The 25,478-nt window shown below is 63.6% G+C and carries 27 protein-coding genes and 1 riboswitch; of the genes, 8 read left to right on the forward strand and 19 right to left on the reverse strand.

Annotated elements, in window-relative coordinates:
• From AC5RU9_RS00005 to AC5RU9_RS00030, 6 genes are all read left to right on the forward strand, one after another.
• The coding region (locus AC5RU9_RS00005) for a transketolase-like TK C-terminal-containing protein (protein ID WP_494014884.1) at positions 1 to 809 on the forward strand (809 nt) is incomplete at its 5' end.
• Positions 810 to 994: 185 nt separating this feature from the next.
• Complete coding sequence (locus AC5RU9_RS00010) at positions 995 to 2,239, forward strand: PucR family transcriptional regulator (protein WP_211713534.1); 1,245 nt, start codon at positions 995 to 997, stop codon at positions 2,237 to 2,239.
• Between the two features lie 88 nt (positions 2,240 to 2,327).
• Positions 2,328 to 3,257 (forward strand): ACP S-malonyltransferase, encoded by a 930-nt coding sequence (locus AC5RU9_RS00015; RefSeq protein WP_494014885.1) that lies wholly within the window; start codon positions 2,328 to 2,330, stop codon positions 3,255 to 3,257.
• Positions 3,254 to 4,315, forward strand: coding sequence for a beta-ketoacyl-ACP synthase III (locus tag AC5RU9_RS00020; RefSeq protein WP_211713532.1), 1,062 nt, complete (start codon positions 3,254 to 3,256; stop codon positions 4,313 to 4,315). Before AC5RU9_RS00015 ends, AC5RU9_RS00020 begins: the two co-directional genes overlap by 4 nt.
• 116 nt (positions 4,316 to 4,431) lie before the next feature.
• The gene (locus tag AC5RU9_RS00025; protein WP_175320862.1) at positions 4,432 to 4,677 is read left to right on the forward strand and encodes an acyl carrier protein; all 246 of its coding nucleotides are present in this window, start codon (positions 4,432 to 4,434) and stop codon (positions 4,675 to 4,677) included.
• A gap of 131 nt (positions 4,678 to 4,808) precedes the next feature.
• A complete protein-coding gene (locus tag AC5RU9_RS00030) occupies positions 4,809 to 6,044 on the forward strand; it encodes a beta-ketoacyl-[acyl-carrier-protein] synthase family protein (protein ID WP_494014886.1) in 1,236 nt (411 codons plus the stop codon).
• A gap of 92 nt (positions 6,045 to 6,136) precedes the next feature.
• On the opposite strand, the gene AC5RU9_RS00035 is transcribed toward AC5RU9_RS00030, so the two are convergent.
• The 17 genes from AC5RU9_RS00035 to AC5RU9_RS00115 form a co-directional block, all read right to left on the reverse strand.
• Positions 6,137 to 6,640: a DUF3145 domain-containing protein gene (locus AC5RU9_RS00035; protein WP_018776197.1), complete on the reverse strand. Its 504-nt coding sequence runs from the start codon at positions 6,638 to 6,640 to the stop codon at positions 6,137 to 6,139.
• Between the two features lie 237 nt (positions 6,641 to 6,877).
• Complete coding sequence (locus AC5RU9_RS00040) at positions 6,878 to 7,831, reverse strand: tyrosine recombinase XerC (RefSeq protein WP_249184599.1); 954 nt, start codon at positions 7,829 to 7,831, stop codon at positions 6,878 to 6,880.
• 36 nt (positions 7,832 to 7,867) lie between these two features.
• Positions 7,868 to 9,097 carry a DNA-processing protein DprA gene (gene dprA, locus AC5RU9_RS00045; RefSeq protein WP_494014887.1) on the reverse strand — a complete coding sequence of 410 codons (1,230 nt, stop codon included), beginning with the start codon at positions 9,095 to 9,097 and terminating at the stop codon, positions 7,868 to 7,870.
• On the reverse strand, positions 9,094 to 10,635 hold the full coding sequence (locus AC5RU9_RS00050) for a YifB family Mg chelatase-like AAA ATPase (RefSeq protein ID WP_494014888.1): 1,542 nt from the start codon (positions 10,633 to 10,635) through the stop codon (positions 9,094 to 9,096). The genes dprA and AC5RU9_RS00050 overlap by 4 nt, the downstream gene beginning before the upstream one ends.
• Positions 10,636 to 11,001, reverse strand: coding sequence for a YraN family protein (locus AC5RU9_RS00055; protein ID WP_494014889.1), 366 nt, complete (start codon positions 10,999 to 11,001; stop codon positions 10,636 to 10,638). It lies immediately after the preceding gene.
• 101 nt (positions 11,002 to 11,102) lie between these two features.
• Complete coding sequence (locus tag AC5RU9_RS00060) at positions 11,103 to 11,447, reverse strand: DUF2469 domain-containing protein (RefSeq protein ID WP_018776202.1); 345 nt, start codon at positions 11,445 to 11,447, stop codon at positions 11,103 to 11,105.
• A 78-nt stretch (positions 11,448 to 11,525) separates the two neighbouring features.
• Complete coding sequence (rnhB, locus tag AC5RU9_RS00065; RefSeq protein WP_211713526.1) at positions 11,526 to 12,287, reverse strand: ribonuclease HII; 762 nt, start codon at positions 12,285 to 12,287, stop codon at positions 11,526 to 11,528.
• Entirely contained in the window at positions 12,287 to 13,156 is an 870-nt protein-coding gene (lepB, locus tag AC5RU9_RS00070) for a signal peptidase I (RefSeq protein ID WP_494014890.1), read from the reverse strand. Before lepB (AC5RU9_RS00070) ends, rnhB begins: the two co-directional genes overlap by 1 nt.
• On the reverse strand, positions 13,157 to 13,834 hold the full coding sequence (gene lepB / locus AC5RU9_RS00075) for a signal peptidase I (protein WP_494014891.1): 678 nt from the start codon (positions 13,832 to 13,834) through the stop codon (positions 13,157 to 13,159).
• Positions 13,835 to 13,914: 80 nt separating this feature from the next.
• On the reverse strand, positions 13,915 to 14,268 hold the full coding sequence (rplS, locus tag AC5RU9_RS00080) for a 50S ribosomal protein L19 (protein WP_014922079.1): 354 nt from the start codon (positions 14,266 to 14,268) through the stop codon (positions 13,915 to 13,917).
• 267 nt (positions 14,269 to 14,535) lie between these two features.
• Positions 14,536 to 15,336, reverse strand: a complete 801-nt coding sequence (gene trmD / locus AC5RU9_RS00085; RefSeq protein ID WP_494014892.1) for a tRNA (guanosine(37)-N1)-methyltransferase TrmD — start codon at positions 15,334 to 15,336, stop codon at positions 14,536 to 14,538.
• Entirely contained in the window at positions 15,337 to 15,891 is a 555-nt protein-coding gene (gene rimM, locus AC5RU9_RS00090; protein ID WP_494015454.1) for a ribosome maturation factor RimM, read from the reverse strand.
• Between the two features lie 130 nt (positions 15,892 to 16,021).
• On the reverse strand, positions 16,022 to 16,264 hold the full coding sequence (locus tag AC5RU9_RS00095; RefSeq protein WP_011775119.1) for an RNA-binding protein: 243 nt from the start codon (positions 16,262 to 16,264) through the stop codon (positions 16,022 to 16,024).
• A 1-nt stretch (position 16,265) separates the two neighbouring features.
• On the reverse strand, positions 16,266 to 16,685 hold the full coding sequence (gene rpsP, locus AC5RU9_RS00100; RefSeq protein ID WP_211713540.1) for a 30S ribosomal protein S16: 420 nt from the start codon (positions 16,683 to 16,685) through the stop codon (positions 16,266 to 16,268).
• Between the two features lie 233 nt (positions 16,686 to 16,918).
• Positions 16,919 to 17,356 (reverse strand): hypothetical protein, encoded by a 438-nt coding sequence (locus AC5RU9_RS00105; protein ID WP_494014893.1) that lies wholly within the window; start codon positions 17,354 to 17,356, stop codon positions 16,919 to 16,921.
• Positions 17,357 to 17,462: 106 nt separating this feature from the next.
• On the reverse strand, positions 17,463 to 18,335 hold the full coding sequence (locus AC5RU9_RS00110) for a VOC family protein (protein WP_494014894.1): 873 nt from the start codon (positions 18,333 to 18,335) through the stop codon (positions 17,463 to 17,465).
• A 79-nt stretch (positions 18,336 to 18,414) separates the two neighbouring features.
• On the reverse strand, positions 18,415 to 19,497 hold the full coding sequence (locus AC5RU9_RS00115) for an amidohydrolase family protein (protein WP_494014895.1): 1,083 nt from the start codon (positions 19,495 to 19,497) through the stop codon (positions 18,415 to 18,417).
• Positions 19,498 to 19,581: 84 nt separating this feature from the next.
• Positions 19,582 to 19,689: riboswitch (TPP riboswitch) on the forward strand.
• A 43-nt stretch (positions 19,690 to 19,732) separates the two neighbouring features.
• Between AC5RU9_RS00115 and thiC the strand changes: the two genes are divergently transcribed.
• On the forward strand, positions 19,733 to 21,532 hold the full coding sequence (thiC, locus tag AC5RU9_RS00120) for a phosphomethylpyrimidine synthase ThiC (RefSeq protein ID WP_494015455.1): 1,800 nt from the start codon (positions 19,733 to 19,735) through the stop codon (positions 21,530 to 21,532).
• On the opposite strand, the gene AC5RU9_RS00125 is transcribed toward thiC, so the two are convergent.
• Together AC5RU9_RS00125 and ffh are read right to left on the reverse strand one after the other, a co-directional pair.
• A complete protein-coding gene (locus AC5RU9_RS00125) occupies positions 21,515 to 22,237 on the reverse strand; it encodes an alpha/beta fold hydrolase (RefSeq protein ID WP_494014896.1) in 723 nt (240 codons plus the stop codon). The genes thiC and AC5RU9_RS00125 overlap by 18 nt on opposite strands.
• 59 nt (positions 22,238 to 22,296) lie before the next feature.
• On the reverse strand, positions 22,297 to 23,877 hold the full coding sequence (gene ffh / locus AC5RU9_RS00130) for a signal recognition particle protein (protein ID WP_211713517.1): 1,581 nt from the start codon (positions 23,875 to 23,877) through the stop codon (positions 22,297 to 22,299).
• Positions 23,878 to 24,042: 165 nt separating this feature from the next.
• Between ffh and AC5RU9_RS00135 the strand changes: the two genes are divergently transcribed.
• A complete protein-coding gene (locus AC5RU9_RS00135; RefSeq protein ID WP_494014897.1) occupies positions 24,043 to 25,443 on the forward strand; it encodes a glucose-6-phosphate dehydrogenase in 1,401 nt (466 codons plus the stop codon).
• Positions 25,444 to 25,478: the final 35 nt, after the last annotated feature.

Raw genomic sequence — 25,478 nt, forward strand, 5'->3', positions numbered from 1 at the left:
CCGACGGGCACTCCCCCATCCTGGCCTCCACCAACCCCGCCGTACGCACCTACGACCCCGCCTACGGCTACGAAATCGGCCACATCATCCGCCACGGACTCGAACAAATGTACGGACCCGACGCTGACGCGCAAGGAACCAGAACTGCGTCAGATAAAAACGTGATGTACTACCTCACCGTCTACAACGAGCCCATCACCCAACCCGCGGAACCGGAAAACCTCGACGTCAACGGGCTCCTCAAAGGCATCTACCACCTCGCCGACGCCCCCGCACCGGTCAACGGAAACCAGGACCGGCCCACCGCGCAGATCCTCGCCTCCGGCGTGTCCGTGCCCTGGGCCCTCGAAGCCCAACGGATCCTCGCCGAAGACTGGAACGTCGCCGCCGACGTCTGGTCCGTGACGTCCTGGAACGAACTCCGACGCGACGGACTCGCCGCCGAAGACCACGCCTTCCTGAACCCCGGCCAACCCGCACCCACCCCCTTCATCACCGAACAACTCGCAGGCAAAACCGGGCCCGTCATCGCCGTCACCGACTACATGAAAGCCGTCCCCGACCAAATCCGCCAATACATCCCCAACGACTTCGCCTCCCTCGGAGCAGACGGCTTCGGCTTCTCCGACACCCGCCAAGCCGCACGCCGCTACTTCAAAAACGACACCCACTCCATCGTCGCCAAAACCCTCCAACTCCTCGCCGCCAAGGGCGAAGTGGAGGAAGGCGCACTGGAGAAGGCAATCGAGAAGTACCGGCTCCTGGATGTCAACGCCGGCACCACCGGCGGAGCAGGCGGCGACGCCTAAACAATTGCTGGGCACGTCCCACAACAAAAGCAGTACCGCGACGGCGGCTTCAACCGAAAAGGTTGGGGCCGCCGTCGGGCTTTAACCGGCCTCCCACGGTGTTCGGCAGGACGTGACGGGCAGCAACGTCAGTTGTAGCCTTCTCACAAATGGAGCTTGCCCGGGATGGGCCGTATGCTCATTCCATGGCAGAGCCCGTCAAAACAACTTCCAAGCGCAAGGCAGCAACCCCGGCATTGTCGCCGGAAAAGGCCGAAACCCTGCGGCAGCTCCGCGCCAACGTTGGGCAACTGTCCACCAGCACAATGCGAAAGCTTGAGAAGTCACTGCCGTGGTACAGCCGCCTCAGCTCAGACGAGCGTTCGGCGCTTGGATTGGTGGCCCAGAACGGCATCGCCGCATTCGTGACGTGGTACGAGCGTCCCAGCTCACCGTCGTGGATCCTCACCGACGTCTTTGGTAACGCGCCCACGGAACTGACTCGCTCCATCAGCCTGCAAAAGGCGCTGCAACTGATCCGCATCGTTGTGGAAGTTGTCGAAGACCAAGTGCCCGTCATCGCGCCGGAGTCGGACCAGCCATCGCTGCGGGAAGCGGTCCTCCGATACTCGCGGGAGGTTGCGTTTGCCGCCGCCGACGTCTACGCACGGGCAGCAGAATCGCGTGGTTCCTGGGACACCCGGCTTGAGGCACTGATCGTGGATGCCATCCTTCGAGGCGAAAACACTGACGCCTTGCGGTCCCGGATCGCCGCCCTCGGCTGGAAAGCCCAGGAGAGGTTCACCGTCATGGTGGGCAATTCGCCGTCGGAACCCAGCGCAAGCTATGTCAGTGAGCTGCGCCGGACCGCCGGGCGTTTCGCCGAGGATGCCCTTGTGGGAATCCAGGGCGACCGGTTGATCCTCATTCTCGGTGGAGTCCAGGACAGGGATACGGCCTACGTCAAACTCAGCGAACTGTTCGCCCCTGGCGCCGTCGTCTACGGCCCGGAGGCCGGTTCGCTGGTGGAAGCGAGCAGTTCCGCGCAAGCGGCCTTTGCGGGGCTCACCGCCGCCCGAGCCTGGCCCTCGGCTCCACGCCCGGTGGCGGCCGACGACCTGCTCCCCGAACGCGTGGTCTCCGGCGACGACGCGGCCCGCAGGTCGCTCATCAAGAACATCTACCGGCCCCTGCTGGCGGCCTCCAATGGCTTGGTGGAGACCCTGGGAACCTACCTTGAGCTGGGGCATTCGCTTGAAGCGACTGCCCGGGAACTGTTCGTGCATGCCAACACGGTGCGCTACCGTTTGAAGCGTGTCTGCGACGTCACAGGTTGGGATCCGCTCCTGCCGAGGGAAGCGTTTGTGCTGCAAACAGCCTTGGTAGTAGGCCGGCTTTCAGCCCAACCCAAAGCCGCCCCCGAACGTCACGCGTCGCGTTCACAGAACTGAACCGTTGTAGACTTCCTACAAACTGACCCAGTGAGCTTGGTGTACCAAAACACCAGTGGATCACGTGGCAATTTGGAAAGCTGGATACGTGCTTGCAATCGTCTGCCCTGGACAGGGCTCCCAGACCCCCGGATTTTTGGCCCCTTGGCTGGAACTCCCCTCCGTCGAAGGCCAGTTGGCCTCCCTGAGCGAGATCGCAGGCATTGACCTCAAGGCCCACGGCACCACTTCTGACGAAGAAACCATCAAGGACACCGCCGTAGCCCAGCCGCTGATTGTCGCGGCCGGCCTGGTGGCCGCCACTTCGCTCTTCGATGTCGAGCTCAGCAGCCTTCCCGTCATCCTGGCCGGCCACTCCGTCGGCGAAATCACGGCGTCCGCCCTCGCCGGCGTCCTGACCGACGCCGAAGCCATGGCTTTCGTCCGCGAACGCGCCAACAGCATGGCCGCGGCAGCAGCCGTAACTCCTACAGGCATGAGCGCCGTGGTGGGTGGCGATCCTGCCGAGGTCCTGGCAGCCATTGAAGCTTCCGGCGCCACTCCAGCCAACGTCAACGGTGCGGGCCAGACGGTCGCGGCAGGCACCTTTGATCAGCTGAAGGCCCTTGCGGACAACCCGCCTGCCAAGGCTCGGGTCATCCCCCTGAAGGTCGCAGGCGCTTTCCACACCTCGCACATGGCGCCTGCAGTCAGCGCCTTGGAAGCCCTCAAACCGTCATTGTCACCGCAGAACCCCTCGGTTCCGCTGCTGTCGAACTACGATGGCCAGGAAGTAACGGACGGCACGGCTGCCATCGAGAGCCTCATTGCGCAGGTCTCACGGCCTGTTCGCTGGGACAAGTGCATGGAAACCATGGTTCAGCGCGGAGTCACGGGCGTGATCGAACTTGCACCGGCAGGAACCCTTGCCGGCCTGGCCAAGCGCGGCATGCCCGGCGTGACGACCGTTGCAGTCAAGACCCCGGATGACCTGTCCGCGGCGCTTGCACTTTTCGCTGAATTGGAAGGACAGGCATGAGCACCCCGGTACTGAACAAGACTGCGGTTAACGAAAACGCCCGAATCCTGGGCATCGGCGCCTACCGCCCCGACGTCATTGTCACCAACGAGGACGTTTGCCAGTGGATCGACTCCTCCGACGAGTGGATCCGCCAGCGCACCGGCATCATCACCCGCCACCGCGCCGCCGCAGATGTCAGCGTGATCGACATGGCCGAAGGAGCTGCGCGCGAAGCAATCCAGCAGGCCGGAATCGAACCGTCCCAGTTGGGCGCCGTCATTGTCTCGACCGTGACGCACCCTTACGCCACACCGTCCGCTGCCGCCGCACTCACCGAGCGTTTGGGCGCGACGCCGGCACCCGCCTTCGACATCTCCGCCGCCTGTGCCGGGTACTGCTACGGCGTGGCTCAGGCAGATGCCTTGGTGCGCTCAGGCGCGGCACAGTACGTCCTGGTGGTCGGTGCCGAGAAACTCTCGGATGTCATCGACAACCACGAACGCACTATCTCGTTCCTGCTCGGCGACGGCGCCGGAGCGGTAGTCGTGGGCCCCTCCGACACCCCCGGCATCGGCCCGTCGGTCTGGGGTTCCGATGGAAGCAAATGGGACGCCATTGGCATGACCCACTCGCTGGAGGACGTCAGGAAACTGGGCGAATCCGCCCGGCACTCTGACGAAATCGATGACCCGGCCATCCTGTCAGCCACCCAGGATGTCTGGCCCACACTGCGCCAGGACGGCCAGACAGTATTCCGCTGGGCCGTGTGGGAGATGGCGAAGGTGGCCCAGCAAGCACTGGACGCAGCCGGCATCGAAGCCACCGACCTCGCTGCATTTGTTCCCCACCAGGCGAACATGCGCATCATTGATGAGATGGTCAAGAAGCTCAAGCTCCCTGAGTCCGTCGTAATCGGCCGCGACATTGCCCAAGCCGGCAATACATCAGCCGCTTCCATCCCGCTGGCCACACACCGTTTGCTCCAGGAAAACCCCGGGTTGAGCGGCGGCCTTGCCCTGCAGATCGGCTTCGGCGCGGGCCTGGTCTTCGGGGCTCAGGTAGTAGTCCTGCCGTAGAACCTGGAGTCCCAGTGGCCTCCAGCCAACTGAATACGACTTACAAACCCAAACCGTAACCGCGGTTTGCCCCCCTTTCCGGCAGTAGCCGGTACAAACAAGAAAAGGAGCCAACAATGGCTAGCAACGAAGAGATCCTGGCCGGCCTGGCTGAAATCGTCAACGAAGAAACCGGCCTTGCCCCCGAAGCCGTAGAGCTGGACAAGTCCTTCACCGAGGACCTCGACATCGACTCCATCTCCATGATGACCATCGTTGTCAACGCTGAAGAGAAGTTCGGCGTTCGCATTCCGGACGAAGAGGTCAAGAACCTTAAGACCGTCGGCGACGCCGTCAGCTTCATCGCAAACGCACAGGCTTAGTCCTGACACAGCTGTGCCGGGCCGGGATTGGATCCTTGCGCCCGGCACAGCCGCAATAACGCCCAGAGTTTTTCTTGCCTCCCCCCGTGCATCCATCGGGAGGGCTGGCTGATCCGACAGAGAGTGATCGCATGGCACGCAAAGTAGTCATAACCGGTCTGGGGGCCACCACTCCCATCGGCGGCGACGTACCCACAATGTGGCAGAACGCGCTGAAAGGGGTCTCCGGCGCCCGTACGCTCGAAGATGAGTGGGTGGCCAAGTACGACCTCCCCGTCCACTTTGCTGCCCGGTGCTCGACGCCGGCCCTGGACGTCCTGAGCCGGGTCGAAGCCAAGCGCATGGACCCTTCCACGCAGTTTGGCGTCATTGCCGCCCGTGAGGCTTGGGCCGATTCCGGAATTAGCGAGATCGACCACGACCGTCTGGCGGTGGCCTTCGCTACTGGTATTGGCGGCGTCTGGACGCTCCTGGATGCCTGGGATACCCTCCGTGACCGGGGTCCCCGCCGGGTATTGCCCATGACCGTCCCCATGCTGATGCCCAACGGTGTAGCCGCTGCCGTCAGCCTGGACCTTGGCGCACGCGCCGGAGCACACACCCCCGTTTCAGCCTGCGCGTCCGGCACGGAAGCCCTCCACCTTGGCCTTGACCTGATCCGGTCCGGTAAGGCTGACGTGGTGGTCTGCGGTGGCGCGGAAGCGGCCATCCACCCGATGCCCCTGGCAGCGTTCTCCTCCATGCAGGCGCTCTCCCGTAGGAACGACGAGCCGGAACGCGCTTCACGACCCTACGACATCGACCGTGACGGCTTTGTCATGGGTGAAGGTGCCGGCGCTTTGGTCCTCGAAGCCGAGGAACACGCCATCGCCCGCGGAGCACGCATATACGCTGAGCTTGCCGGAACGTCGGTGACCGCGGATGCCTACCACATCACGGCACCGGACCCCGAAGGCCTCGGCGCCACACGGGCCCTCAAGGCCGCAATGTTCGATGGCCGTATCCAGGCTGAGGACGTTGTCCACGTCAACGCCCATGCCACGTCGACACCTGTGGGTGACAAGCCCGAATACACAGCTCTCCGGGCCGCCCTTGGCGCCCACGTGGACAACGTGGCGGTCTCTGCCACCAAGTCCCAGATGGGCCACCTCCTGGGAGCTTCCGGAGCAGTTGAGGCCGTCCTGACGGTGCTGGCTGTATACGAGCGCAAGACACCGGTGACCATCAACCTCGAGAACCAGGACCCGGAGATCCCCCTCGACGTCGTGACGTCGGTACGTGATCTGCCCGCTGGCGATATCGTCGCCCTGAGCAATTCCTTCGGCTTCGGCGGACACAACGCCGTCATCGCCGTCCGAAATGTCTAGCAGCACCGTCCCGCCTCCGGCCCGATGACATGAGGAGGGCCCCACCATCCGGTGGGGCCCTCCTCATTGCTATGGGGTGTTCTTATCCCGGGTCAGCCGACCTGGTGCAACCAGCGCACGGGAGCGCCTTCGGCGGCGTGCCGGAACGGCTCAAGCTCCTCGTCCCACGCTTCGCCGAGCGCCAGGGACAATTCATGGTAGACGGCCGAGGGATCCCCGGCACCGGACTCGTAGGCGTAGCGAATGCGGTCTTCGGTCACCATGATGTTGCCGTGCACGTCCGTGACGGCATGGAAAATTCCGAGCTCGGGGGTGTGGGACCAGCGGGCCCCGTCCACGCCTTGGCTCGGCTCCTCGGTAACCTCATAGCGCAGGTGGGCCCAACCGCGCAGGGCAGACGCCAACTGGGCCCCCGTGCCCGGCGCACCGGTCCACGACAGCTCAGCCCGGAACATCCCGGGCGCAGCAGGCTGCGGGGTCCACTCAAGATCGGTCCGCTTATCTACGACCGATCCAATGGCCCACTCAACGTGCGGGCAAAGTGCCGTCGGGGCTGAGTGCACGAACAGGACACCGCGGGTTGTTGCAACAGACATTCCATCCTCCATAGCTGTAGGTACGTCTTCCCCAACGACCTCTGCCTTGATGTTTGCTGTTGCTGCCGGTGCCATGAAAATCATGCACGCCCTGACAGGCTATTTACTTGTGCGAACTACTACTGACGATACTGGCACAGATATAACCCTCAACCGTGCATTGAAGGTTTCCCCGTGGTGCTTTCATTTTGCCGTACGCTGCCCGTTTCCGCCAGTGCAGCGCGACCGTGCGCGGTGTCACGCCCGCGGGTGAGCCTGCTGATAGCTCTTACGCAGCCGATCCACGGAAACGTGCGTGTAGATCTGCGTCGTCGCCAGGCTGCTGTGGCCCAGGATCTCCTGGACGGCCCTCAGGTCCGCACCACCATCGAGCAGATGGGTGGCAGCACTGTGCCTGAGTGCGTGCGGGCCCTTGGCCGAGGTATCACCCAGCGCTTGCAGCACTTTGTTCACTACCGCCCGGATTTGCCGTTGATCCACCCTGCTCCCCCGCGCCCCAAGGAAAAGGGCTGGGCCGCTGGAGGCGGTCACGACAGCAGGCCGGCCCCGCCTCAACCAGTCGTCGACGGCAATGGCCGCCGGGACACCGAACGGGACCGTGCGTTCCTTGTTACCTTTGCCCAGCACCCGGAGTGTCCGGCGGTCGGGATCGAGGTCGTCAATATCCAGGCCGGCAAGTTCACCTACGCGGACTCCCGTGGCGTACAGCAGTTCCACCATGGCCCGGTTCCGCACGGCCATGGGACCACCGTCCTCGGCTGCCGTGGTCAGGTCATCCACCATCCTGGTCACCTGTTGTTGCTGCAGGACACCCGGCAGGGACTTGTCACGCTTTGGCGCCTGCAGCCTGACGGCAGGATCGACGGCGATGAGTTCTTCCCGCAACGCCCAGGAGGTGAACGAGCGTGCGGTGGCTGCTCGCCGGGCCAGCGTGGCCCGGGCCATACCTGCTTCGCTTTGCGCACCGAGCCAGCGCCGAAGTGAGCCGAGCTCCAATTGACCGAGTTCCCCGACACCTTCCTGGACGGCGAAACCGAGGAGGCTCTCCACGTCGGCAATGTAGGCGCGGACGGTGTGCTCAGACCTGGCGCGTTCCCCTGCCAGGTAGCGTCGAAATCCCTCAACTGCGCTTTGCAGCGATTCTGGTAATGATTGCCCGTCCACCCTTCCCACTGTGCCAGCCGCCGGCATTAACACCGGGCATCAACATGCCCATGCCCGGCCTGGCTAGGCCTTATTGGCTCTTTTCCACGTTCCGCCTGACGAAACGGCGAGCCCCAGCACATCCAACCGCGCCAGCCCTGCCCGGACTGCTTCGGGGCTGAGTCCGGCCACAACCGTCAATTTCTCTATCGAACTGGCGGATCTTAATGGCAAGGCGTCCAACAGAATGAGGTCCTCCAGGCACAAACCGTCATGCGCTGCGGCGGGCGACTCCTTCCCGTCACTGGTGGTTTCCCCCATTGCGCCTGCCAGCTCGGCGACCTCGCCGGCATCGGTGACGCATATTGCTCCGCCGTCCCGGAGGAGGCGGTGGCAGCCTGCGGAATTGGCACTGTGTATGGACCCGGGGACAGCAGCCACTGCCCTCCCCAGGGTCTCGGCATGGTGGGCTGTATTGAGGGCTCCTGAACGCCAGCGAGCCTCAACCACCACTGTCACCGAAGCGATGGCCGCAATGAGCCGGTTTCGTTGGAGGAACCTGTACCGCGTGGGAGCCGATCCGGGCGGCACTTCCGCGATCACAGCTCCCTGGTTGGACACCGCTCTGAGGAGCTCTTCATTGCCGGACGGGTAGAAACGGTCCACCCCGCCCGCCATGACCGCAATGGTGGGTACGTTGGCGGTCCCGCCGCTGAGGGCTCCACGGTGGGCATGGGCATCGATCCCGTAGGCGCCGCCGGAGACCACCGTGAATCCGCGTTGCGCCAGGCTGTAGGCAAGGTCTCCGGTCACTGATGCCCCATAGCTGGTGCTGTCCCTCGAACCCACGAGTGCCACTGCCTGCCGTGCAGTGGGGAGCGGTTGCTCAGTGCCCCTCCACCACAGGCAAAGTGGCTCCTGCAGGCCGAGGTCGGCCAACTGGGCCGGCCATAGCTCGTCCCCCGGAACAATCACTCTCCCACCCAACCGGCGCATCGTCGCCATGTCGCGCTCAGGGGCGAGGTCGGCGATGCGCGGCGCCCAACGCCGGAGACTGGCCGGCAGGCCGGGCCACGCGGCTGGTCCGCCCTCGTCCATGAGGAGGGCGGAGATTTCCTGTTCCAGCTTGGGTCCGGTCGCCAGTTCCCCTGTTGCGACGCCCAGGGCATCGACAGCTCCGACAGCCCGCACCAGGGCAAGACCCACTGAGTCCTGCGGCTCCATGAGCCGTGCCAGCGCCGCCCGCGCAATGCGTTCCTTTTCCTGACTGGTTGTTGCCACGTGGGTTAGTCCTTTCGTGAGGGTGTGTCTCATGCCGCGGATGCAGCCTGGCGGAGCCCGAGACCCTGCCCGATGTGGTTGATATCCGGCTTGTCGGTTTGGTCCAGGTCTGCCAGGGTCCAGGCCAGCCGGAGGACGCGATCGTAACCGCGCGCGGTCAGGGTGCCTCGTTCCAGGGCGATGTCCAGCACCCGAGTGGCTCCGGGAGGCAGCCTCAGCTCTCCGCGCAGTACGCGCCCTGGCACTTGGGAGTTGGCTTCGAGCCCGAAAGGTCCAAGGCGCTCCAGCTGCCGGGACCGCGCCGCCATTACCCGGGCCGCGACCGTGGCAGTGTCTTCTTCCTTTGCTGCGCTGCCAAAGTCCGCCAGGGACACCCGCTCCACTTGAAGTTGGATGTCCACCCGGTCCAGCAACGGACCCGATATGCGCCCGAAGTACCGGCGCCGCATCATCGCCGTACAAGTGCATTCCGTCCCCTTGCCCGTTGCCTTGCCGCAAGGGCACGGATTCGCGGCCAGGACCAACTGGAAACGGGCCGGATAGGCCGCTGTGCCCGCTGACCTGTGGATGACCAGTTCCCCGCTTTCCAGCGGCTGGCGGAGGGCATCAAGCACCCGGCGCTCATATTCCGGCGCCTCGTCAAGAAACAGGACGCCCCGGTGCGCCCGCGACGCCGCACCGGGACGGGGAAGTCCCGAACCGCCACCAATGATGGCCGCCGCAGTGGCACTGTGGTGGGGGTTTTCAAATGGAGGCCTGCGGATCAAGCGCACCGCTGACGACTGGATCGCAGCCAAGGAGTGGATGGCAGTGACTTCCATGGCCGCCGTATCCGCCAAATCGGGCAACAACCCGGGCAACCGTTCCGCCAGCATGGTCTTGCCGGCCCCGGGCGGTCCGGTCAGCAGCATATGGTGGCCGCCTGCAGCAGCGACTTCCAAGGCCCTGCGGGCCTCCCCCTGACCGGAAACGTCGCAGAGGTCCGGCTCCGGAAAACCGATGCTGTCCTCGTCATCTGCCGTGCCCTCATCCGATGGCTCGTAGTCCAGTACGAGGTCCTTGGGGTCTGCCCCGAAGTCGAAGGCGAGCCGCGCGAGGGTTTTGTAGCCGCGGACCTTTGCCCCCGGCACCAACGATGCCTCGGCGGCATTTGCGTCCGCCACGACGATGTCCGGGTAGCCCGCATGCACGGCGGCCATAACCGCCGGGAGGATTCCACGAACAGGACGCAACCGACCGTCCAGGCCAAGCTCGGCTATGAACACCGTCCCCCCAATGGAGCGGACATCGTTCGCTGCACAAAGGACAGCCATTGTGATGGCGAGGTCGAAGCCGGATCCCCGCTTGGGAAGTGAGGCCGGAATCAGGTTGGCTGTGATCTTTCGCCGGCTCAGTGGAATGCCGGAGTTCTGGGCGGCCGAACGAATGCGTTCCTTGGCCTCGTTCAGTGCCGCGTCAGGCAGACCCAGGATCACGAAACTCGGGAGCGTTTGTCCGATGTCCGCTTCGACCTCGACGATGTAGCCATTCAGGCCAACAAGTGCCACGCAGTAGCTGCGTCCCACCCCCATCTAGCCCACACCCCGCAGGTGTTCCAGTTGCGGTTGGCCGATGCCGTCGTCGATAACGCCGACGACGTCGACGCGCCTACGGATGGCCTTGACCTCGTGGGCACGGCACCATGACGACGCGAGCCGGTGCAGGCGGGCCAGTTTGGCTGTGCCCACAGCCTCGAATGGATGTCCGTAGTCCAAGCTTCGACGGGTCTTGACCTCAGCCACTACGAGAATGTTGCCCTCGAGGGCCACGATGTCTATTTCGCCGTCCGTGCAGCGCCAGTTGCGATCTATGATCCGCATTCCCTGGCTCTCCAGGAATTCAGCGGCCAGCGCTTCGCCATGTTGGCCAAGCAGGTCTTTTGCTCTCATGACCATCACCTCCGCTACCAGCTTTCAGGCTGGCAGCGGCGGGTGGCAGGCGATCACTGCGCTATGTGGGTAACTCCGCAGAAGTCATGCTTGTGGAGGAACACTCGGAACTAGTTGCCGAGGTCTCCCAAGTCGCCCAGTCCGCCGTCCTTGGGCAACGCCAGGTCTTCGCTCCGCGGAAGCTCTTCCACGTTGACGTCCTTGAAGGTGATAACCCTGACGTTCTTCACAAAACGGGCCGAACGGTAGACGTCCCAAACCCAGGCATCCTGCAAGGTCAGGTCGAAGTAGACCTCCCCGTCCGCACTGCGGGCCTGGAGATCAACATGGTTGGCAAGGTAGAACCGCCGCTCGGTCTCGACAACGTAACTGAACAGACCGACTACGTCCCTGTATTCGCGGTAGAGCTGCAGCTCCATGTCGGTTTCATAGTTCTCAAGGTCCTCGGCGCTCATGCTTCCATCTTGCACCATCTTCAGGACGGGACGCGCCACCCGGGGACAGCCGGAGCTTTGAAGCGTCGGTGGAGCAGGTCAGTCGGCTCCGGAACTGGTCAGGTTCCAGCTTGTCCGGTGGTAGGCGCTGGGACCTTGCTGCCGGATCACGTCCCGGTGGGCGGAGGTGGCATAGCCTTTGTTGACGTCCCACCCGTAGGCGGGCAGCTCGGTGTGCAGGTCAACCATGATGCGGTCCCTGGCTACTTTTGCCAGGACGCTGGCTGCCGCGACGCTGAGGCAACTCATGTCGGCTTTGACCTTGGTGTGGACGGGAGCTTCGCAGGCGGGTCCCGCGGGGGTGTCAAAGAGGGAAGCCTGGACCTCGGGGGAAAGCCAGTTATGGCTGCCGTCCAGGAGCACCACATCCGGGGTGATCCCGCCGGCCAGGATCTCGAACCACGCCCGCGTCCCTGCAAGGCGCAGGGCCGCGATAATGCCGATCTCATCGATTTCCTGCGAGGATGCGTGGCCCACGGCGCTTGCCACGGCCCATTCCCGGACCAGGGGTTCAAGCCGTTCGCGGTCCTCGGGCTTGAGTAGTTTGCTGTCGCGGACGTCGGCCAGCAAGCCGTGGTCAGCGAGGCTCACCACGGCGATTCCCACGCTCACGGGACCAGCCAGTGCCCCGCGGCCTACCTCGTCCACGCCCGCCAGTAAGCTCACCCCAGGGGCAAGGAACGTGCGCTCATGGTCAAGGGTGGGGAAACCCACGGCTTTCTTTGCCTTGGGGGCGGTTTGCTTCTTGCCCTTGGCCTTCGCTGGGGGCCTTCCCGTGGTGCCGGCTGCCGTGGTTGTCATTACTTGGTCGCAGTTGCCTTGGGGACGTCACGGAAGACGTCTGAGTGGTTGTCGAGTATTGTCCATCGGCTGACAGGCCACGCGATGACGGTCGCCTTGCCTTCGATATCGTCGATATTGATGAAGCCGCCATTGACTTCCTGGTGGGCCCGGGAATCTGCCGAGTGGTTGCGGTTGTCGCCCATGACCCAGACTTTGCCTTCCGGAACAACGATGTCGAATGCGCTCGGCTGGGGAATTTCTGCCGGATTGATGTACGTCTCGTTCAGCGGCACCCCGTTGACGCTGACGCGTCCCTGGGCGTCGCAACAGGAGACATGGTCACCCGGAAGACCGATGACACGCTTGACGAGGTGCTGATCGGTGTTGTCGGCCATCAGCCCCACGAATTCGAGGCTGTCACTGAACCAGTCCATGGGCCCGGCGGCCTTTTGCGGCACGGGTTCGAGCCAGGCCTGGGTGTCCTTGAACACCACCACGTCACCACGGGACAGGTCGAAGGGGCCCGGAACCAGGAGATTAATAAAGATCCGGTCGTTGACGTCCAAGGTGCTTTCCATGGACTCCGAGGGGATATAGAAGGCCCTGAACAGGAAAGTCTTGAGCAGGAAGGACAGCACCAGTGCGATCGCCACAACCGTAGCGATCTCTTTCACCCAAACGAGGACGGGATTCCGGTGAGTCTTCCCGGCCGAGTGCGCGGGGCCATCCGTGTCATTGGACGTCTGGTCAGGGGCACCATTGTGCTCGTCGGACGCTTCAGCGTCGTCCGGGCGCGATGGCGCCACTCCGGCGGTACTTGCCGTTCCGTCCGAGAGCCGCGCGTCGTCGTCGTACCGCTCGGGATTCTCAGGAGCTTTGTCCGGCATCTACTGTCCGTTCTTCAAGGGTGTTTCGGCCTGCGTGGAGCGAGGCATCTCTGCAAATCTATCAAGTGGCCAGACGATCTGGACCGGTCGGCCGATAACCCGGTCCACGGGCACCATGCCGCCCCCCGGTGCCCCCAGCAATCCGCGGGAGTCCGCTGAACGGGAACGGTGGTCACCCATCAACCACAAACGACCCTCAGGCACCACGACGTCGAACTTCTGCTTGCTGGGTTCATCCCCGGGGTACACATAGGGTTCATCAATAGGCTGACCGTTGACTGTGAGCCGTCCATCGGCCGAGCAACACCGGACGTGGTCGCCGGCGATCCCTATGACCCGCTTGACGTACGTGGTGTCGCTTCCCGTGAGTCCGAACCACTGGCTTGCGGCGGAGACTGCGTCGACCAGCGGTCCCTTGCCGCTGCTGAGCGGGGCGAAAGAACCGCGTCCGTCGAAGACAACCACATCGCCGCGGCGGATTGGTTCCGCTGCGTAGGCCGTTCGGGAGACCAGGATGCGGTCTCCGGTGCCCAGGAGGGGTTCCATGGACTCGGAGGGAATGTAGTAGACATCCAGCCACAATGAGCGCACCAGGCCACTGATTGCCACGGCAAGCACCAGTGCGAGCAAAACAAAACGCCAGCCCTGTTTCCGGGGCTGGCGTCCTGATGTTTCCATGATTCGTATCCCTGTTGCGTTGCGGATTGCTCCGGAACTACCGGGCACGAATCCTGGACCCGTTACGTAAGTCGGAGGACTTACTTGGCGAAGTCGCGCTTTTCCTTGATCTTCGCAGCCTTACCGCGCAGTGCGCGCATGTAGTAAAGCTTGGCGCGGCGGACGTCACCCTTGGTGACGACCTCGATCTTGTCGATGATCGGGGAGTGTACCGGGAAGGTACGCTCTACGCCGACACCGAAGGAAACCTTGCGCACGGTGAAGGTTTCGCGAACGCCGTCACCCTGGCGGCCCAGGACGAAGCCCTGGAATACCTGGACACGGGAGTTCTTGCCTTCGATGATGTTGACGTGAACCTTGAGGGTGTCGCCCGCGCGGAACTCAGGAACATCGTTACGCAGCGAGGCTGCATCTACGCTATCGAGGATATGCATTAATCCACTCCTGGTGAACGCCACAGGTCATTCACTTTGGGTTACGGCGGACAAGCCCGGGGCACATCAGGCCGCCGGAAATTTCCGCCGAAGTTTTCTTAGTGTCCGGTTCCGCCACTGATTGGCGTCACCGGGTTGTCCGACTGTTGGCTGAACTCCCCCTGTGGCAGGTGTCAGCCCAGCAGACACAAGGGTTAATTCTGCCATACGGCAGAGCCTGGGGCCAACTGCCGGGACCCGTGAAAGTCCGACGGCGGCTGCGCGCCCTTAGTTTGCGGCGTCGCCACCGGGCCGCGGACGCAAGCGCCCGTCAACCACCGCGTACCCGAGGTCCGCCAGGGCGTTGCGATCCGCGCGGCTCAAGCCACCGGCGTCGAACCCTTCCAGAAGGTCAGGCCGGCGCTCGGCCGTCCGGCGGAACTGTTCGTGGCGGCGCCACTGGGCGATTTTGCCATGGTTACCGCTGAGCAGGATGGCGGGAACTTCGTGGTCGCGCCACGCGGAGGGCTTCGTGTACACCGGGTACTCCAGCAAACCGTCGGAGTGGGACTCCTCAACCAAGGACTCCGGATTGCCGACGACCCCGGGAAGGAGGCGTCCAATGGCTTCCACCATGGCCAGCACGGCTACTTCGCCGCCGTTGAGGACGTAGTCGCCAAGGCTGACCGGACGAACCGTGAAGTGGTCTTGCGCCCAGTCGATGACCCGCTCATCAATGCCCTCGTAGCGTCCGCAGGCAAAGACAAGGTGCTCTTCCTCGGCAAGTTCGTAGGCCAGGGCCTGGTTGAACCTCTCCCCCGCCGGCGAAGGGACGATCAAAACGGGCTTGGAGCCTTCACGGGTCCCGGAAACAGATTCGAGGGCCTGCGCCCACGGCTCGGGCTTCATGACCATTCCGGCCCCGCCGCCATAAGGGGTGTCATCCACGGTGCGGTGCCTGTCCGTGGTGAAGGAGCGGAGATCGTGGACGTTGAGTTCGAGCAAACCGTCCTGGCGTGCCTTGCCTATGAGTGAGAGCTCAAGCGGGGCAAGGTACTCGGGAAAAATGCTGACGACATCAATCCTCATTCAGGCATCATCTCCGGCGCCGTCCTTGGGCTCCTCCGCGGTGGACTCGTTGATCTCAAAAAGGCCAGCAGGAGGGGTGACCAGGATGTACCCGTCTTCGACGTTGACTTCAGGCACGATCTCATCGACGAACGGGATGAGGATTTCCTTGCCCTCCGGCGTCTTGACCGTCAGGAGGTCCTGGACCGGGAGCGTGGTGAGTGCAGCGACTGTGCCCACAACCTGCGAACCAACGCGGGCCTCAAGCCCCACGAGCTCGTGCTCATACCAGCCTTCGTCGTCGTCCTCGTCGTCGAGTTCCTCGGTTTCGATGAAGAGCTTGGCGCCGCGGATGACTTCGGCGGCGTTGCGATCAGCTATTTCCTCAAAGCCCAGCAGGAGGATGTCCTTGTTCCACCGTGCGCTACGGATGGTCAGCGGGCCGGCAGAGGCCGGCTCAACGACAAACTCGGTTCCGGCGACGAAGCGCTCCGACGGGGCGTCGGTGAGCACCTGCACCGTGACCTCGCCGCGGATGCCGTGGGGTTTGCCGATCCGGGCCACCTGGAGCTGCATGGGTTCCTCTGAATTCTTGTTATGCCCGCGCCGCCAGGCGGCCACGGAGATGAATGTTGGATAAAGCAATCCGGCCCCTCCACCATATTCGGTGAAGGGGCCGGACCTAAGAAAAGTATTGCTGAGCGCGTTACCGGCGACGGTCGGTGTCGACGACGTCGACCCTGACCTGCTCGCCACCTGCCAAAGCAGCAACCACAGTGCGCAGTGCGCGTGCGGTGCGTCCTTGGCGGCCGATCACCCGTCCGAGGTCCTCCTGGTGAACACGCACCTCAAGGGATTCCCCGCGGCGATTGTTCTTGGCACTGACCTTGACATCCTCAGGGCTGTCAACGATCCCACGGACCAAGTGCTCGAGCGCTTCTGCCAGCAACTTACTCAGCCTCGGTGGTCTCTGCTTCAGCGTCGGCCGGAGCGTCAGCTTCGTCCTTCTTGGCCTTCTTGGTGATGGCTTCCGGAATGATAACGGAACCCTTCTCCGGTGCTACGAAGGCTTCCTTCGGAGCTTTGGTCTTCAGGGTGCCTTCCTGGCCCGGGAGGCCCTTGAACTTCTGCCAGTCACCGGTGATCTTGAGGATCGCAGCAACCTGCTCGGTCGGCTGGGCGCCAACGGAGAGCCAGTACTGGGCGCGCTCGGAAGCGACCTCGATGTACGACGGCTCTTCTGTGGGGTGGTACTTGCCGATTTCTTCAATGGCACGGCCATCGCGCTTGGCGCGGGCATCCATGACGACGATGCGGTAGTACGGTGCGCGCATCTTACCGAAGCGCTTAAGGCGAATCTTTACGGCCACTTTTGTGGTCACTCCTGTTTCTGAAACGGGGTTGAACCCGACGTTCTGCACCCGTGGGGCGGGCCATACTAGACGGTTCGAAGGACAAGATACGAGCACGGAGAGAGGGGCCGCACCGATCGAGTACCTGTCTATTGTGCCAGATGCCCGATGCAATTACGACTTACGCCACGAGGGGTGGCGTGTTCTTGGTCACTCCGGCCCGATCGACGCCCGGAAAACCGGGGTACCCGTCAGGCAGACCAGACGTAAAGTCCGGAGCGTTCGGCTTTTTCCACATCCGTCGCGAGGGCCGCCAGTTGCTGGACGTACTGGCGCGATTGGGTGGCATCGAACGGCATGTCGTCCTGGGCGGCCCAGGCGGCCGCAACGTCATCAAGTACGTTGCCATCGCCTTCGCTCTCGTAGGTGAGCAGTTCGGCAAGCGCGCGCACCATGGCCTCGGGAACTCCGAGGAGGGCATCGCTGGTGACATCCACCAGGGCGAGTTCGTAGTCCGCTCCTGCAGCGTGGACTGCCTGGCCGGCGAGGTCGCCCAGCTGTTCGACCTCAAAGTCGGTGATGCCCTCTATCCTGACGGCGGGACCCGTGGCTTCGGCACCGCGGTCCAGGGCGGCTGCCCGTTTGAGTGCTTCGTCGTGGGTGGCTACAAAAATTTCGGCAAAGCCCATGGAAAGTACTCTCAATCCTTCGTGCTGACGGGGCGGCGGCACAGGAACCGGAAGGTTCCGTGCCGTCATTGCCCAGCCTAGTGCAGCCAAGGGCCGCGGGGACGACTCAGCGAACGGCGACGCGCAGCTTGTTCCGCCATGGGTCGTCGAACTGAAGCTCCACCCCGGTGTGGTGGTTTTGGACGCCCGCGACCTTCAGCCGATCCGCCAGCATCGCTACGTCATCAGCCGTGGGAACTTCGATCAGGACTTCCCCCAGCCCGAGCGTGTCCTTCCGGGGTCCGGCGCCGCGGCTGTTCCAAACATTCATGGCCATGTGGTGGTGGTAGCCACCGGCAGATACGAACAGGGCCTGGCCGTGCCATCCCGCGGTCCGTTCGAACCCCAGGGTTTCCACGTAGAATTTTTGCGCTGTTTCGACATCGCCCACCTGAAGGTGCACGTGGCCGATCCCGGCAGCAGCCTCGCGCTGGCCGGTCACTGCAGCTTCACTCAGATGTTGCTGCAGGAACCGCTGCGGTGGAAGTGCGACGTTGTCCATGACGACATTCTTGCCGTCCCACTGCCACAGTTCGCGGGGCTTGTCGTAATAGAGCTCAATGCCGTTGCCCTCGGGGTCGGTGAAATAGAACGCCTCGCTGACGAGGTGGTCGGCGCTTCCGGCAAAGGCGCGGGGCTCATATTCTGCCGCCGTGGCAATGGTGGCCGCCAGGGATGGCTGGTCCTCGAAAAGGATGGCGGTGTGGAAGAGGCCCGCTTCGCCGCGCCCTGGAATTTGCAGGCCGGAGGCGGGCGCCAGGTGGACAACAGGCTTTCCCGTGCGGCCCAGGTACAACCCGCCATCCTGCTCGGCCACAATATTCAGGCCCAAGGCGCGCTGGTAGTAGTCGCTCATGACCTTCATGTCGCCAACCTTGAGCATGACCGTGCCCATGGTGAGTTCGGCAGGAAGAAGATCCTGGCTGTTTGCTGTAGTCATGTGAAGCTCCTGGGTTTGAGGCTGCCGCCCTTTCGGCACCTTCTACTACTACTAAATTACTTGAAGCTTCAATTTATTCCTAGCGGATGACCTCGCCCCGCAAAACAATGTGCTGAAGTTCGGCGACGGTGTTGAGTTCGATGCGGGGATCCGCACTGCAAAGAACGACGTCGGCACTCGCCCCTTCGCTGATGGCGTCGACACCCAGCCACGCCCTGGCGCCCCACGTGGCGGCTTCCAGGACAGCGGACGGCGGCAGGCCGGCGTCGTGCAGTTCCTTCATCTCGTCCGCAATCCGGCCGTGCTTGATCACGCTGCCGGCATCGGTGCCCGCGTAGATGGTGACACCGGCTTCGAAGGCTTCCAGCACGCGGTCGTGGCGGCGTTCCCACAGCCTGGCCATATGATCCGCATAGACCGGGAACTTGGGCGCAGCCTGGGCGGAGATGTCCGGAAAGGTCGCGATGTTGACCAGCGTCGGGACAATGGGCACACCCTGCTCCACCAGCCGGGGAAGGTGCCGCGGCAAAAGACCCGTCGCGTGTTCGATGCAGTCGATGTTGGCGTCCAGCATGTCATCGATGGTGTCCTCGGCGAAGCAATGGGCCGTGACCCTGGCACCCTCATCATGCGCGGCCGAAATGGCGTCCTTGACCAGCTTGGCTGGGAAGGATGCGGTCAGGTCCCCGACGCCGCGATCGATCCAGTCGCCCACCAGTTTCACCCAGCCATCGCCGTCACGGGCTTCCTTGCGAACGGTTTCGACGAGCTGTTCGGGTTCGATTTCATGCCCCAGCCCGCGGAGGTACCGCCGGTCCCTGGCAATATGCCGGCCAGCCCTGATCAGTCGCGGCAAATCCACGCGGCCTTGGACCCAGCGCGTGTCACTGGGCGATCCGGCATCGCGGATCAACAGGGTGCCGGCCGCGAGGTCTGCCAGCGCCTGGGCAAGGGTAGCCTGGCCATCAACCGCACCGCCGGGTCCCAGGCCTATGTGGCAGTGCGCGTCGACAAAGCCCGGCAGGACCCAGCCGTCGAGCACCATATCCGGCGCCCCCACGGGTTTGATGAAGGTCAGGCGGCCGTCAACGGACCACATGCCCCGGCGCTCCTTGCCTGCCGCCACGAGCACCGTACCGCTGAATTCGATGATGTTGGCCATGGCAAAAGCCTAGCCGGGCCTTCTGACCGCAGGCCCGTAACGCACATATGACTGTGCGCCCGATGGCAGCTGTGGTAGCTTCAACTACGACCACACGGGGGCCCCTGCAGGGGCTGAGATCGGACTGACGCAGTCTGCGACCGTTGAACCTGTCCGGGTAATGCCGGCGAAGGAAGTGAGCAGTCCCTTGAGCACCACAAAAGCACAGCACAGCCCTGCCCAAAACGAATCCGTCATGGACACCGGGGCAACAGAAACCGTGACCCAGTCGCTGAAATCCCACTCGCTGGGATGGCTCGAAGATCCCAAAAACGGGATCCGCGTTCCCGTCACTGAGATCGCGCTTGAGCCCTCCCCCAACGGCCAAGCCAACCCGCCCCTGCAGGTTTATCGAACGGCCGGACCGGGCAGCGATCCGAGAGTCGGGCTGGAACCGTTCCGCGCACCCTGGATAGAAGGCCGGGGGGACACGGAGCCGTATTCGGGGCGGGAACGGAACCTGCTCGACGACGGCAAGTCCGCGGTACGGCGCGGGGCGGCATCGGCGGAGTGGAAGGGCGCACAACCGGTGCCCCGCCGCGCCGTCGAGCAGAGAACCGTCACCCAGATGCACTATGCCAAGAAAGGCATCGTGACGCAGGAGATGCAGTTCGTGGCATTGCGCGAGAACTGCGATGTTGAATTGGTCCGCAGCGAAGTAGCCGCCGGACGGGCCATCATCCCCAGCAACATCAACCACCCTGAATCCGAACCGATGATCATCGGCAAGGCGTTCCTGGTCAAGATCAACGCCAACATTGGCAACTCAGCGGTCACCAGCTCCATCACCGAGGAAGTGGACAAACTGCAGTGGGCGGCGCAATGGGGTGCTGATACCGTCATGGACCTCTCGACAGGCGATGACATCCACACCACGCGGGAATGGATCATCCGCAACTCTCCTGTTCCGATTGGCACGGTCCCCATCTACCAGGCACTCGAAAAGGTCAACGGCGAGGCCAACGAGCTCACGTGGGAGATCTTCCGCGACACCGTGATCGAGCAGTGCGAACAGGGCGTGGACTACATGACCGTCCATGCCGGGGTCCTGCTGCGCTACGTCCCGCTGACTGCCAACCGCGTCACGGGAATTGTTTCCCGGGGTGGCTCGATCATGGCTGGCTGGTGCCTGGCGCACCACCAGGAGAACTTCCTTTACACGCACTTCGACGAACTGTGCGAAATCTTCGCCAAGTACGACGTCGCCTTTTCGCTGGGCGACGGGCTGCGTCCCGGCTCCATCGCCGACGCCAATGATGCCGCACAGTTCGCAGAGCTGGACACCCTTGCCGAGCTGACCCAGCGGGCGTGGGAGTTCGACGTCCAGGTCATGGTGGAAGGCCCGGGGCACATCCCCTTCCACTTGGTCCGCGAAAACGTGGAACGCCAGCAGGAGCTGTGCAAGGGAGCCCCGTTCTACACCTTGGGCCCCCTGGTCACGGATATCGCACCCGGCTACGACCACATCACCTCCGCCATTGGCGCGACCGAAATCGCGCGCTACGGCACGGCAATGCTCTGCTACGTGACACCCAAGGAACACCTGGGCCTGCCGAATAAGGACGACGTCAAAACCGGCGTCATCACCTACAAGATCGCCGCCCACGCCGCAGACCTCGCCAAGGGGCACCCGGGAGCGAACGAGCGGGACGACGCCCTGTCCAAAGCCCGGTTCGAGTTCCGTTGGCGCGACCAGTTCGCACTCTCCCTGGACCCTGTGACAGCCGAGGCCTTCCACGACGAAACCCTTCCCGCGGAACCGGCCAAGACCGCGCACTTCTGCTCGATGTGCGGTCCCAAATTCTGCTCCATGCGGATCAGCCAGGACATCCGCGATGAATACGGTTCAGCTGAAGCGCAGGCCGCAATCGCCGGCATGTACAGCGGGATGCAGGAAAAAAGCCAAGAGTTCCTGGCCTCTGGAGGGAAGGTCTACCTGCCGGAACTCCAGGTTCCCGGCAATGCGGGCAAAAGCAGCTCAGGAAGCGTGAACTGACATGGCGCGGCCAACGTCAGCAACAAATGAGCGGATGACGTGATCGCCATCGACTGAATCCTGGGGCCGGTGCCCGCCCGCTGCTACGCGGCGGAGGGCGCCGGTTTCCTGGAGGTACCCCGCGATTTCCTCGTAGAGCGGTTCCCATCCACCGGTGAGGACCAAGGTGGGGACGCCGGGCACGATGTGAAGCGGCGCTTCCCATGGCGGTGCCTGGAGCCTAAGCCTGCGCGCGGACCTCTGGGCCTCCGGCGTTTCCAGTCCCCCGGTTTCAGCCGAAAACGCCCTGCGGAAGTATTCCCGCTGGTAATCGGCGTCATTCAGTTGTGCCCGGACGTCGAACAACGGTTCCATGAGCGCACGGTGGGAGGCCGTGGCAGGGAGCTCGGCTGTCAGCGACAAGCAGGCCGGCTCCACCAGGGACAGCGAGTGCACAAGGTCGGGGCGCTCGATCGCTGCCAACATGGCGGAAATGGCGCCTTGCTCATGCGCGACGACGTGGCCTCCAGCGGAGTCGACCAATGCATTGATCACGATGGCGACGTCTGCCGCCACATTGGATTGCACCGGTTCGTCCACGGCCGAAAAGCCGTGCCTCCTCAGAAACAAGGCGTCATACGCCAGCGCCATGCCGTGTTGCTTCGGCCATGCTGCGGCGCCGAAACTCCCCAGGCCGTGAACGAAGACTACGCGCTGCTTGTGCATTGGTTCAGCCTATTCCACGGCTCTGACATCCCAACTGACTGACAGTTGGGACGCACTATCTACTTACCGAGGAACTTGTCGAAGCCCTTGGGAAGGTTCAGCGACGACGGATCGAAGTCCGCAGCGCCTTGTCCGAAAGCCGCGCCCGTAGGTGCCGCTGAGGCAGCATTGGCCCGTTTGGCCTCCGCGTCGCGAAGTTCCTGGGCGGCCTTGGCCGGGTTGCCGGAGCGAGCCTTCTTCTTGGGAGTGTTCTTCCCGTTCTTGCGTCCGCCACCAGGGCCACCGAGGCCGGGCATTCCGGGCATACCCGGCATGCCGCCGCCCTGGGCCAGCTTTTTCATCATCTTCTGCGCCTGCGCGAAGCGTTCCAGCAGGCCGTTGACCTCCGAGACGTGCACGCCGGAACCCTTGGCGATACGGGCGCGGCGGGAGCCGTTGATGATCTTCGGCGCAACACGCTCGTGCGGAGTCATGGAACGGACGATCGCCTCGACGCGATCGATCTCTTTTTCGTCGAAGTTCTCCAGCTGCTGACGGATGTTCTGCGCACCCGGCATCATCATGAGCATCTTCTTCATGGAGCCCATGTTGCGGATCTGCTGCATCTGGGCGAGGAAGTCGTCCAGGGTGAAGTCTTCCTGGTCGGCGAACTTCTTCGCCATCCTGGCAGCTTCGTCCTTGTCCCACGCCTTCTCCGCCTGCTCGATCAGGGTGAGGACGTCACCCATGTCCAGGATGCGGGAAGCCATGCGGTCCGGGTGGAAGAGCTCAAAGTCGTCCAGGCCCTCGCCGGTGGACGCGAACATGACGGGCTTGCCGGTAACGGACGCCACTGAAAGTGCGGCACCACCGCGGGCGTCGCCGTCGAGCTTTGACAGGACGATGCCGGTGAAGTTGACGCCTTCATCGAAGGCCATCGCCGTGTTCACGGCGTCCTGGCCGATCATGGAGTCGATCACGAAGAGGACTTCGTTGGGGATGATCGCCTGACGGATCCGGCGCGCCTGGTCCATCATTTCGGCATCGACGCCGAGGCGGCCGGCGGTGTCGACGATCACGACGTCGTGCAGCTTCTGGCGCGCTTCCTCGACGCCGGCCTTTGCGACGGCGACCGGGTCACCGGCAGGGTGTTCAAGTTCCGAGGTGGCGCCGGGGTGCGGAGCGAAAACCGGGACACCGGCCCGCTGGCCAACAACCTGGAGCTGCGTCACTGCATTGGGACGCTGAAGGTCGCAGGCAACCAGCATGGGGCTGTGGCCCTGGGCCTTGAGCCACTTGGACAGCTTGCCGGCAAGGGTGGTCTTACCGGCACCCTGGAGGCCGGCGAGCATGATGATGGTGGGGCCGTTCTTGGCCAAGCGGATACGGCGGGTCTCGCCACCGAGGATTTCCTTCAGTTCCTCGTTGACGATCTTCACGATCTGCTGGCTCGGATTCAGCGCACCTGAAACTTCGGCGCCCAGCGCACGTTCACGGATGCGCCCGGTGAATTCGCGGACCACCGATACGGCGACGTCCGCATCCAACAGGGCGCGGCGGATCTCCCGGACTGTGGCATCGACGTCAGCCTCGGTGAGGCGGCCCTTGCCACGGAGGTTCTTGAAGGTTGCTGTCAACCGGTCAGAGAGTGAATTGAACACGCGCCGTGCACTTCTTTCGATGGTCTACGAATGGCGGCCAATGCGGCACGCCATAGTCTTGACGATTCTTGCCCCGGCAATATGACTCCACTACGGGATGACTCAACTACGGGACTCGACTATCTAGGGTACCAAGTCGCACCTGCAAGATGGCATGCTGGCACGGTGACCAGTAAAACAACTGTAAAAACATTGCTCATCCTCGGCGCATCCGGAGACCTGACGGGCAGGTTGCTGCTCCCCGGCCTGGCAGGGCTGTTGGCCGCGGGCGGGGCTCCAGGACTGCGCTTGGTGGGTGCCGGGTCTGATCCCTGGTCCCCGGAACAGTGGAGGGAACGGGTCGACGGCGCTTTTGCGGCCGCGTCAAAGGAAGCCGATACCCAGGGCCAGGCGGCTTTGGCTGCCGTCGCCGGGAGCACCGGGTATCACCAACTCGATGTCACGGCGGACGGACCGCTGGCTGAGTTGCTGTCGCAACTGGAGGGTCCGGTCGCGATCTACTTCGCGTTGCCGCCCCACGTCAGCCAGAAGGCCTGCGAGGTCCTGCACCCCGAACAGCTGCCTGCCGGAACCCGCCTGGTCATGGAGAAGCCGTTTGGTTCGGGCACGGAATCGGCGCACGAACTGAACAAGACACTGGCTGCGCTGGTGCCCGAAGATCACATCCACCGGGTGGACCACTTCCTGGGGAAGGCCACGGTGTTGAACATCCTTGGCCTTCGCTTCGCCAACAGGTTCCTGGAGCCCGTGTGGAACCGGGACCATATTGAAAAGGTGGAGGTCGTCTTCGACGAAGACCTCGCCCTTGAGGGCCGGGCCCGCTACTACGACACCGCCGGCGCGCTCCGGGACATGATCCAAAGCCATCTCCTGCACATCATGGCGTTTCTGGCCATCGACGCACCTGCGACCATCGGCGAACGCGACCTTCGGGACGCCGTCGCCACGGTATTGCGTGCCAGCAGCATCAAGGCCCCCTACAGCGGGTCGACGCGTCGAGCCCGGTACACGGCAGGAACCCTGGGTGAACGTACGGTACCCGACTACGCCGCTGAAGAAGGCGTGGATCCGTCAAGGAACACGGAAACCCTCGCGGAGGTCCGCGTCGACATCGACAACTGGCGGTGGAAGGGCGTCCCGTTCATCCTCCGCTCCGGCAAGGCCCTGGGTCACCGGCGCAAGGAGGCCGTCATTACGTTCCGCCCGGTCCCCCACCTGCCCAAGGGATTCTCCGGCGTGGACTCGCCCAATCAGTTGCGGATCGGTTTCGGGCCCGACGTTTTAGAGCTCGACGTCGACGTCAACGGTCCCGGTGACATCTTCAGCCTTGACCGTGCAAGCCTGGTGGCCGAACTCAACGCAGCCGGGATGCTGCCCTACGGCGAGGTGTTGGAAGGCATCCTGACGGGCGACCCGCTCCTGTCCGTTCGAGGCGACACGGCTGAGGACTGCTGGCGGATCATCGAACCCGTCCTCGGCGCCTGGGCGAACGGCGACGTGCCCCTGGAAGAATACGACGCCGGCAGCGACGGGCCGGCGAACTGGCTCACCGGCGTCGTGGACTAAAGGCTGCGGCAACGCAAAGCGGGCCGGGTACCTTG

It is taken from the genome of Arthrobacter sp. B0316-5-4 (assembly GCF_059090325.1).

What these genes read in the sequence shown, in the direction of transcription:
- AC5RU9_RS00010 (WP_211713534.1), top strand. Translation starts at nt 995, where the DNA reads ATGGCAGAGCCCGTCAAAACAACTTCCAAGCGCAAGGCAGCAACCCCG.
- AC5RU9_RS00020 (WP_211713532.1), top strand. Translation starts at nt 3,254, where the DNA reads ATGAGCACCCCGGTACTGAACAAGACTGCGGTTAACGAAAACGCCCGA.
- AC5RU9_RS00025 (WP_175320862.1), top strand. Translation starts at nt 4,432, where the DNA reads ATGGCTAGCAACGAAGAGATCCTGGCCGGCCTGGCTGAAATCGTCAAC.
- AC5RU9_RS00030 (WP_494014886.1), top strand. Translation starts at nt 4,809, where the DNA reads ATGGCACGCAAAGTAGTCATAACCGGTCTGGGGGCCACCACTCCCATC.
- AC5RU9_RS00035 (WP_018776197.1), bottom strand. Translation starts at nt 6,640, where the DNA reads ATGTCTGTTGCAACAACCCGCGGTGTCCTGTTCGTGCACTCAGCCCCG.
- AC5RU9_RS00040 (WP_249184599.1), bottom strand. Translation starts at nt 7,831, where the DNA reads ATGCCGGCGGCTGGCACAGTGGGAAGGGTGGACGGGCAATCATTACCA.
- dprA (WP_494014887.1), bottom strand. Translation starts at nt 9,097, where the DNA reads ATGAGACACACCCTCACGAAAGGACTAACCCACGTGGCAACAACCAGT.
- AC5RU9_RS00050 (WP_494014888.1), bottom strand. Translation starts at nt 10,635, where the DNA reads ATGGGGGTGGGACGCAGCTACTGCGTGGCACTTGTTGGCCTGAATGGC.
- AC5RU9_RS00060 (WP_018776202.1), bottom strand. Translation starts at nt 11,447, where the DNA reads ATGAGCGCCGAGGACCTTGAGAACTATGAAACCGACATGGAGCTGCAG.
- rnhB (WP_211713526.1), bottom strand. Translation starts at nt 12,287, where the DNA reads ATGACAACCACGGCAGCCGGCACCACGGGAAGGCCCCCAGCGAAGGCC.
- lepB (WP_494014890.1), bottom strand. Translation starts at nt 13,156, where the DNA reads ATGCCGGACAAAGCTCCTGAGAATCCCGAGCGGTACGACGACGACGCG.
- lepB (WP_494014891.1), bottom strand. Translation starts at nt 13,834, where the DNA reads ATGGAAACATCAGGACGCCAGCCCCGGAAACAGGGCTGGCGTTTTGTT.
- rplS (WP_014922079.1), bottom strand. Translation starts at nt 14,268, where the DNA reads ATGCATATCCTCGATAGCGTAGATGCAGCCTCGCTGCGTAACGATGTT.
- trmD (WP_494014892.1), bottom strand. Translation starts at nt 15,336, where the DNA reads ATGAGGATTGATGTCGTCAGCATTTTTCCCGAGTACCTTGCCCCGCTT.
- rimM (WP_494015454.1), bottom strand. Translation starts at nt 15,891, where the DNA reads ATGCAGCTCCAGGTGGCCCGGATCGGCAAACCCCACGGCATCCGCGGC.
- AC5RU9_RS00105 (WP_494014893.1), bottom strand. Translation starts at nt 17,356, where the DNA reads ATGGGCTTTGCCGAAATTTTTGTAGCCACCCACGACGAAGCACTCAAA.
- AC5RU9_RS00110 (WP_494014894.1), bottom strand. Translation starts at nt 18,335, where the DNA reads ATGACTACAGCAAACAGCCAGGATCTTCTTCCTGCCGAACTCACCATG.
- AC5RU9_RS00115 (WP_494014895.1), bottom strand. Translation starts at nt 19,497, where the DNA reads ATGGCCAACATCATCGAATTCAGCGGTACGGTGCTCGTGGCGGCAGGC.
- thiC (WP_494015455.1), top strand. Translation starts at nt 19,733, where the DNA reads ATGGACACCGGGGCAACAGAAACCGTGACCCAGTCGCTGAAATCCCAC.
- AC5RU9_RS00125 (WP_494014896.1), bottom strand. Translation starts at nt 22,237, where the DNA reads ATGCACAAGCAGCGCGTAGTCTTCGTTCACGGCCTGGGGAGTTTCGGC.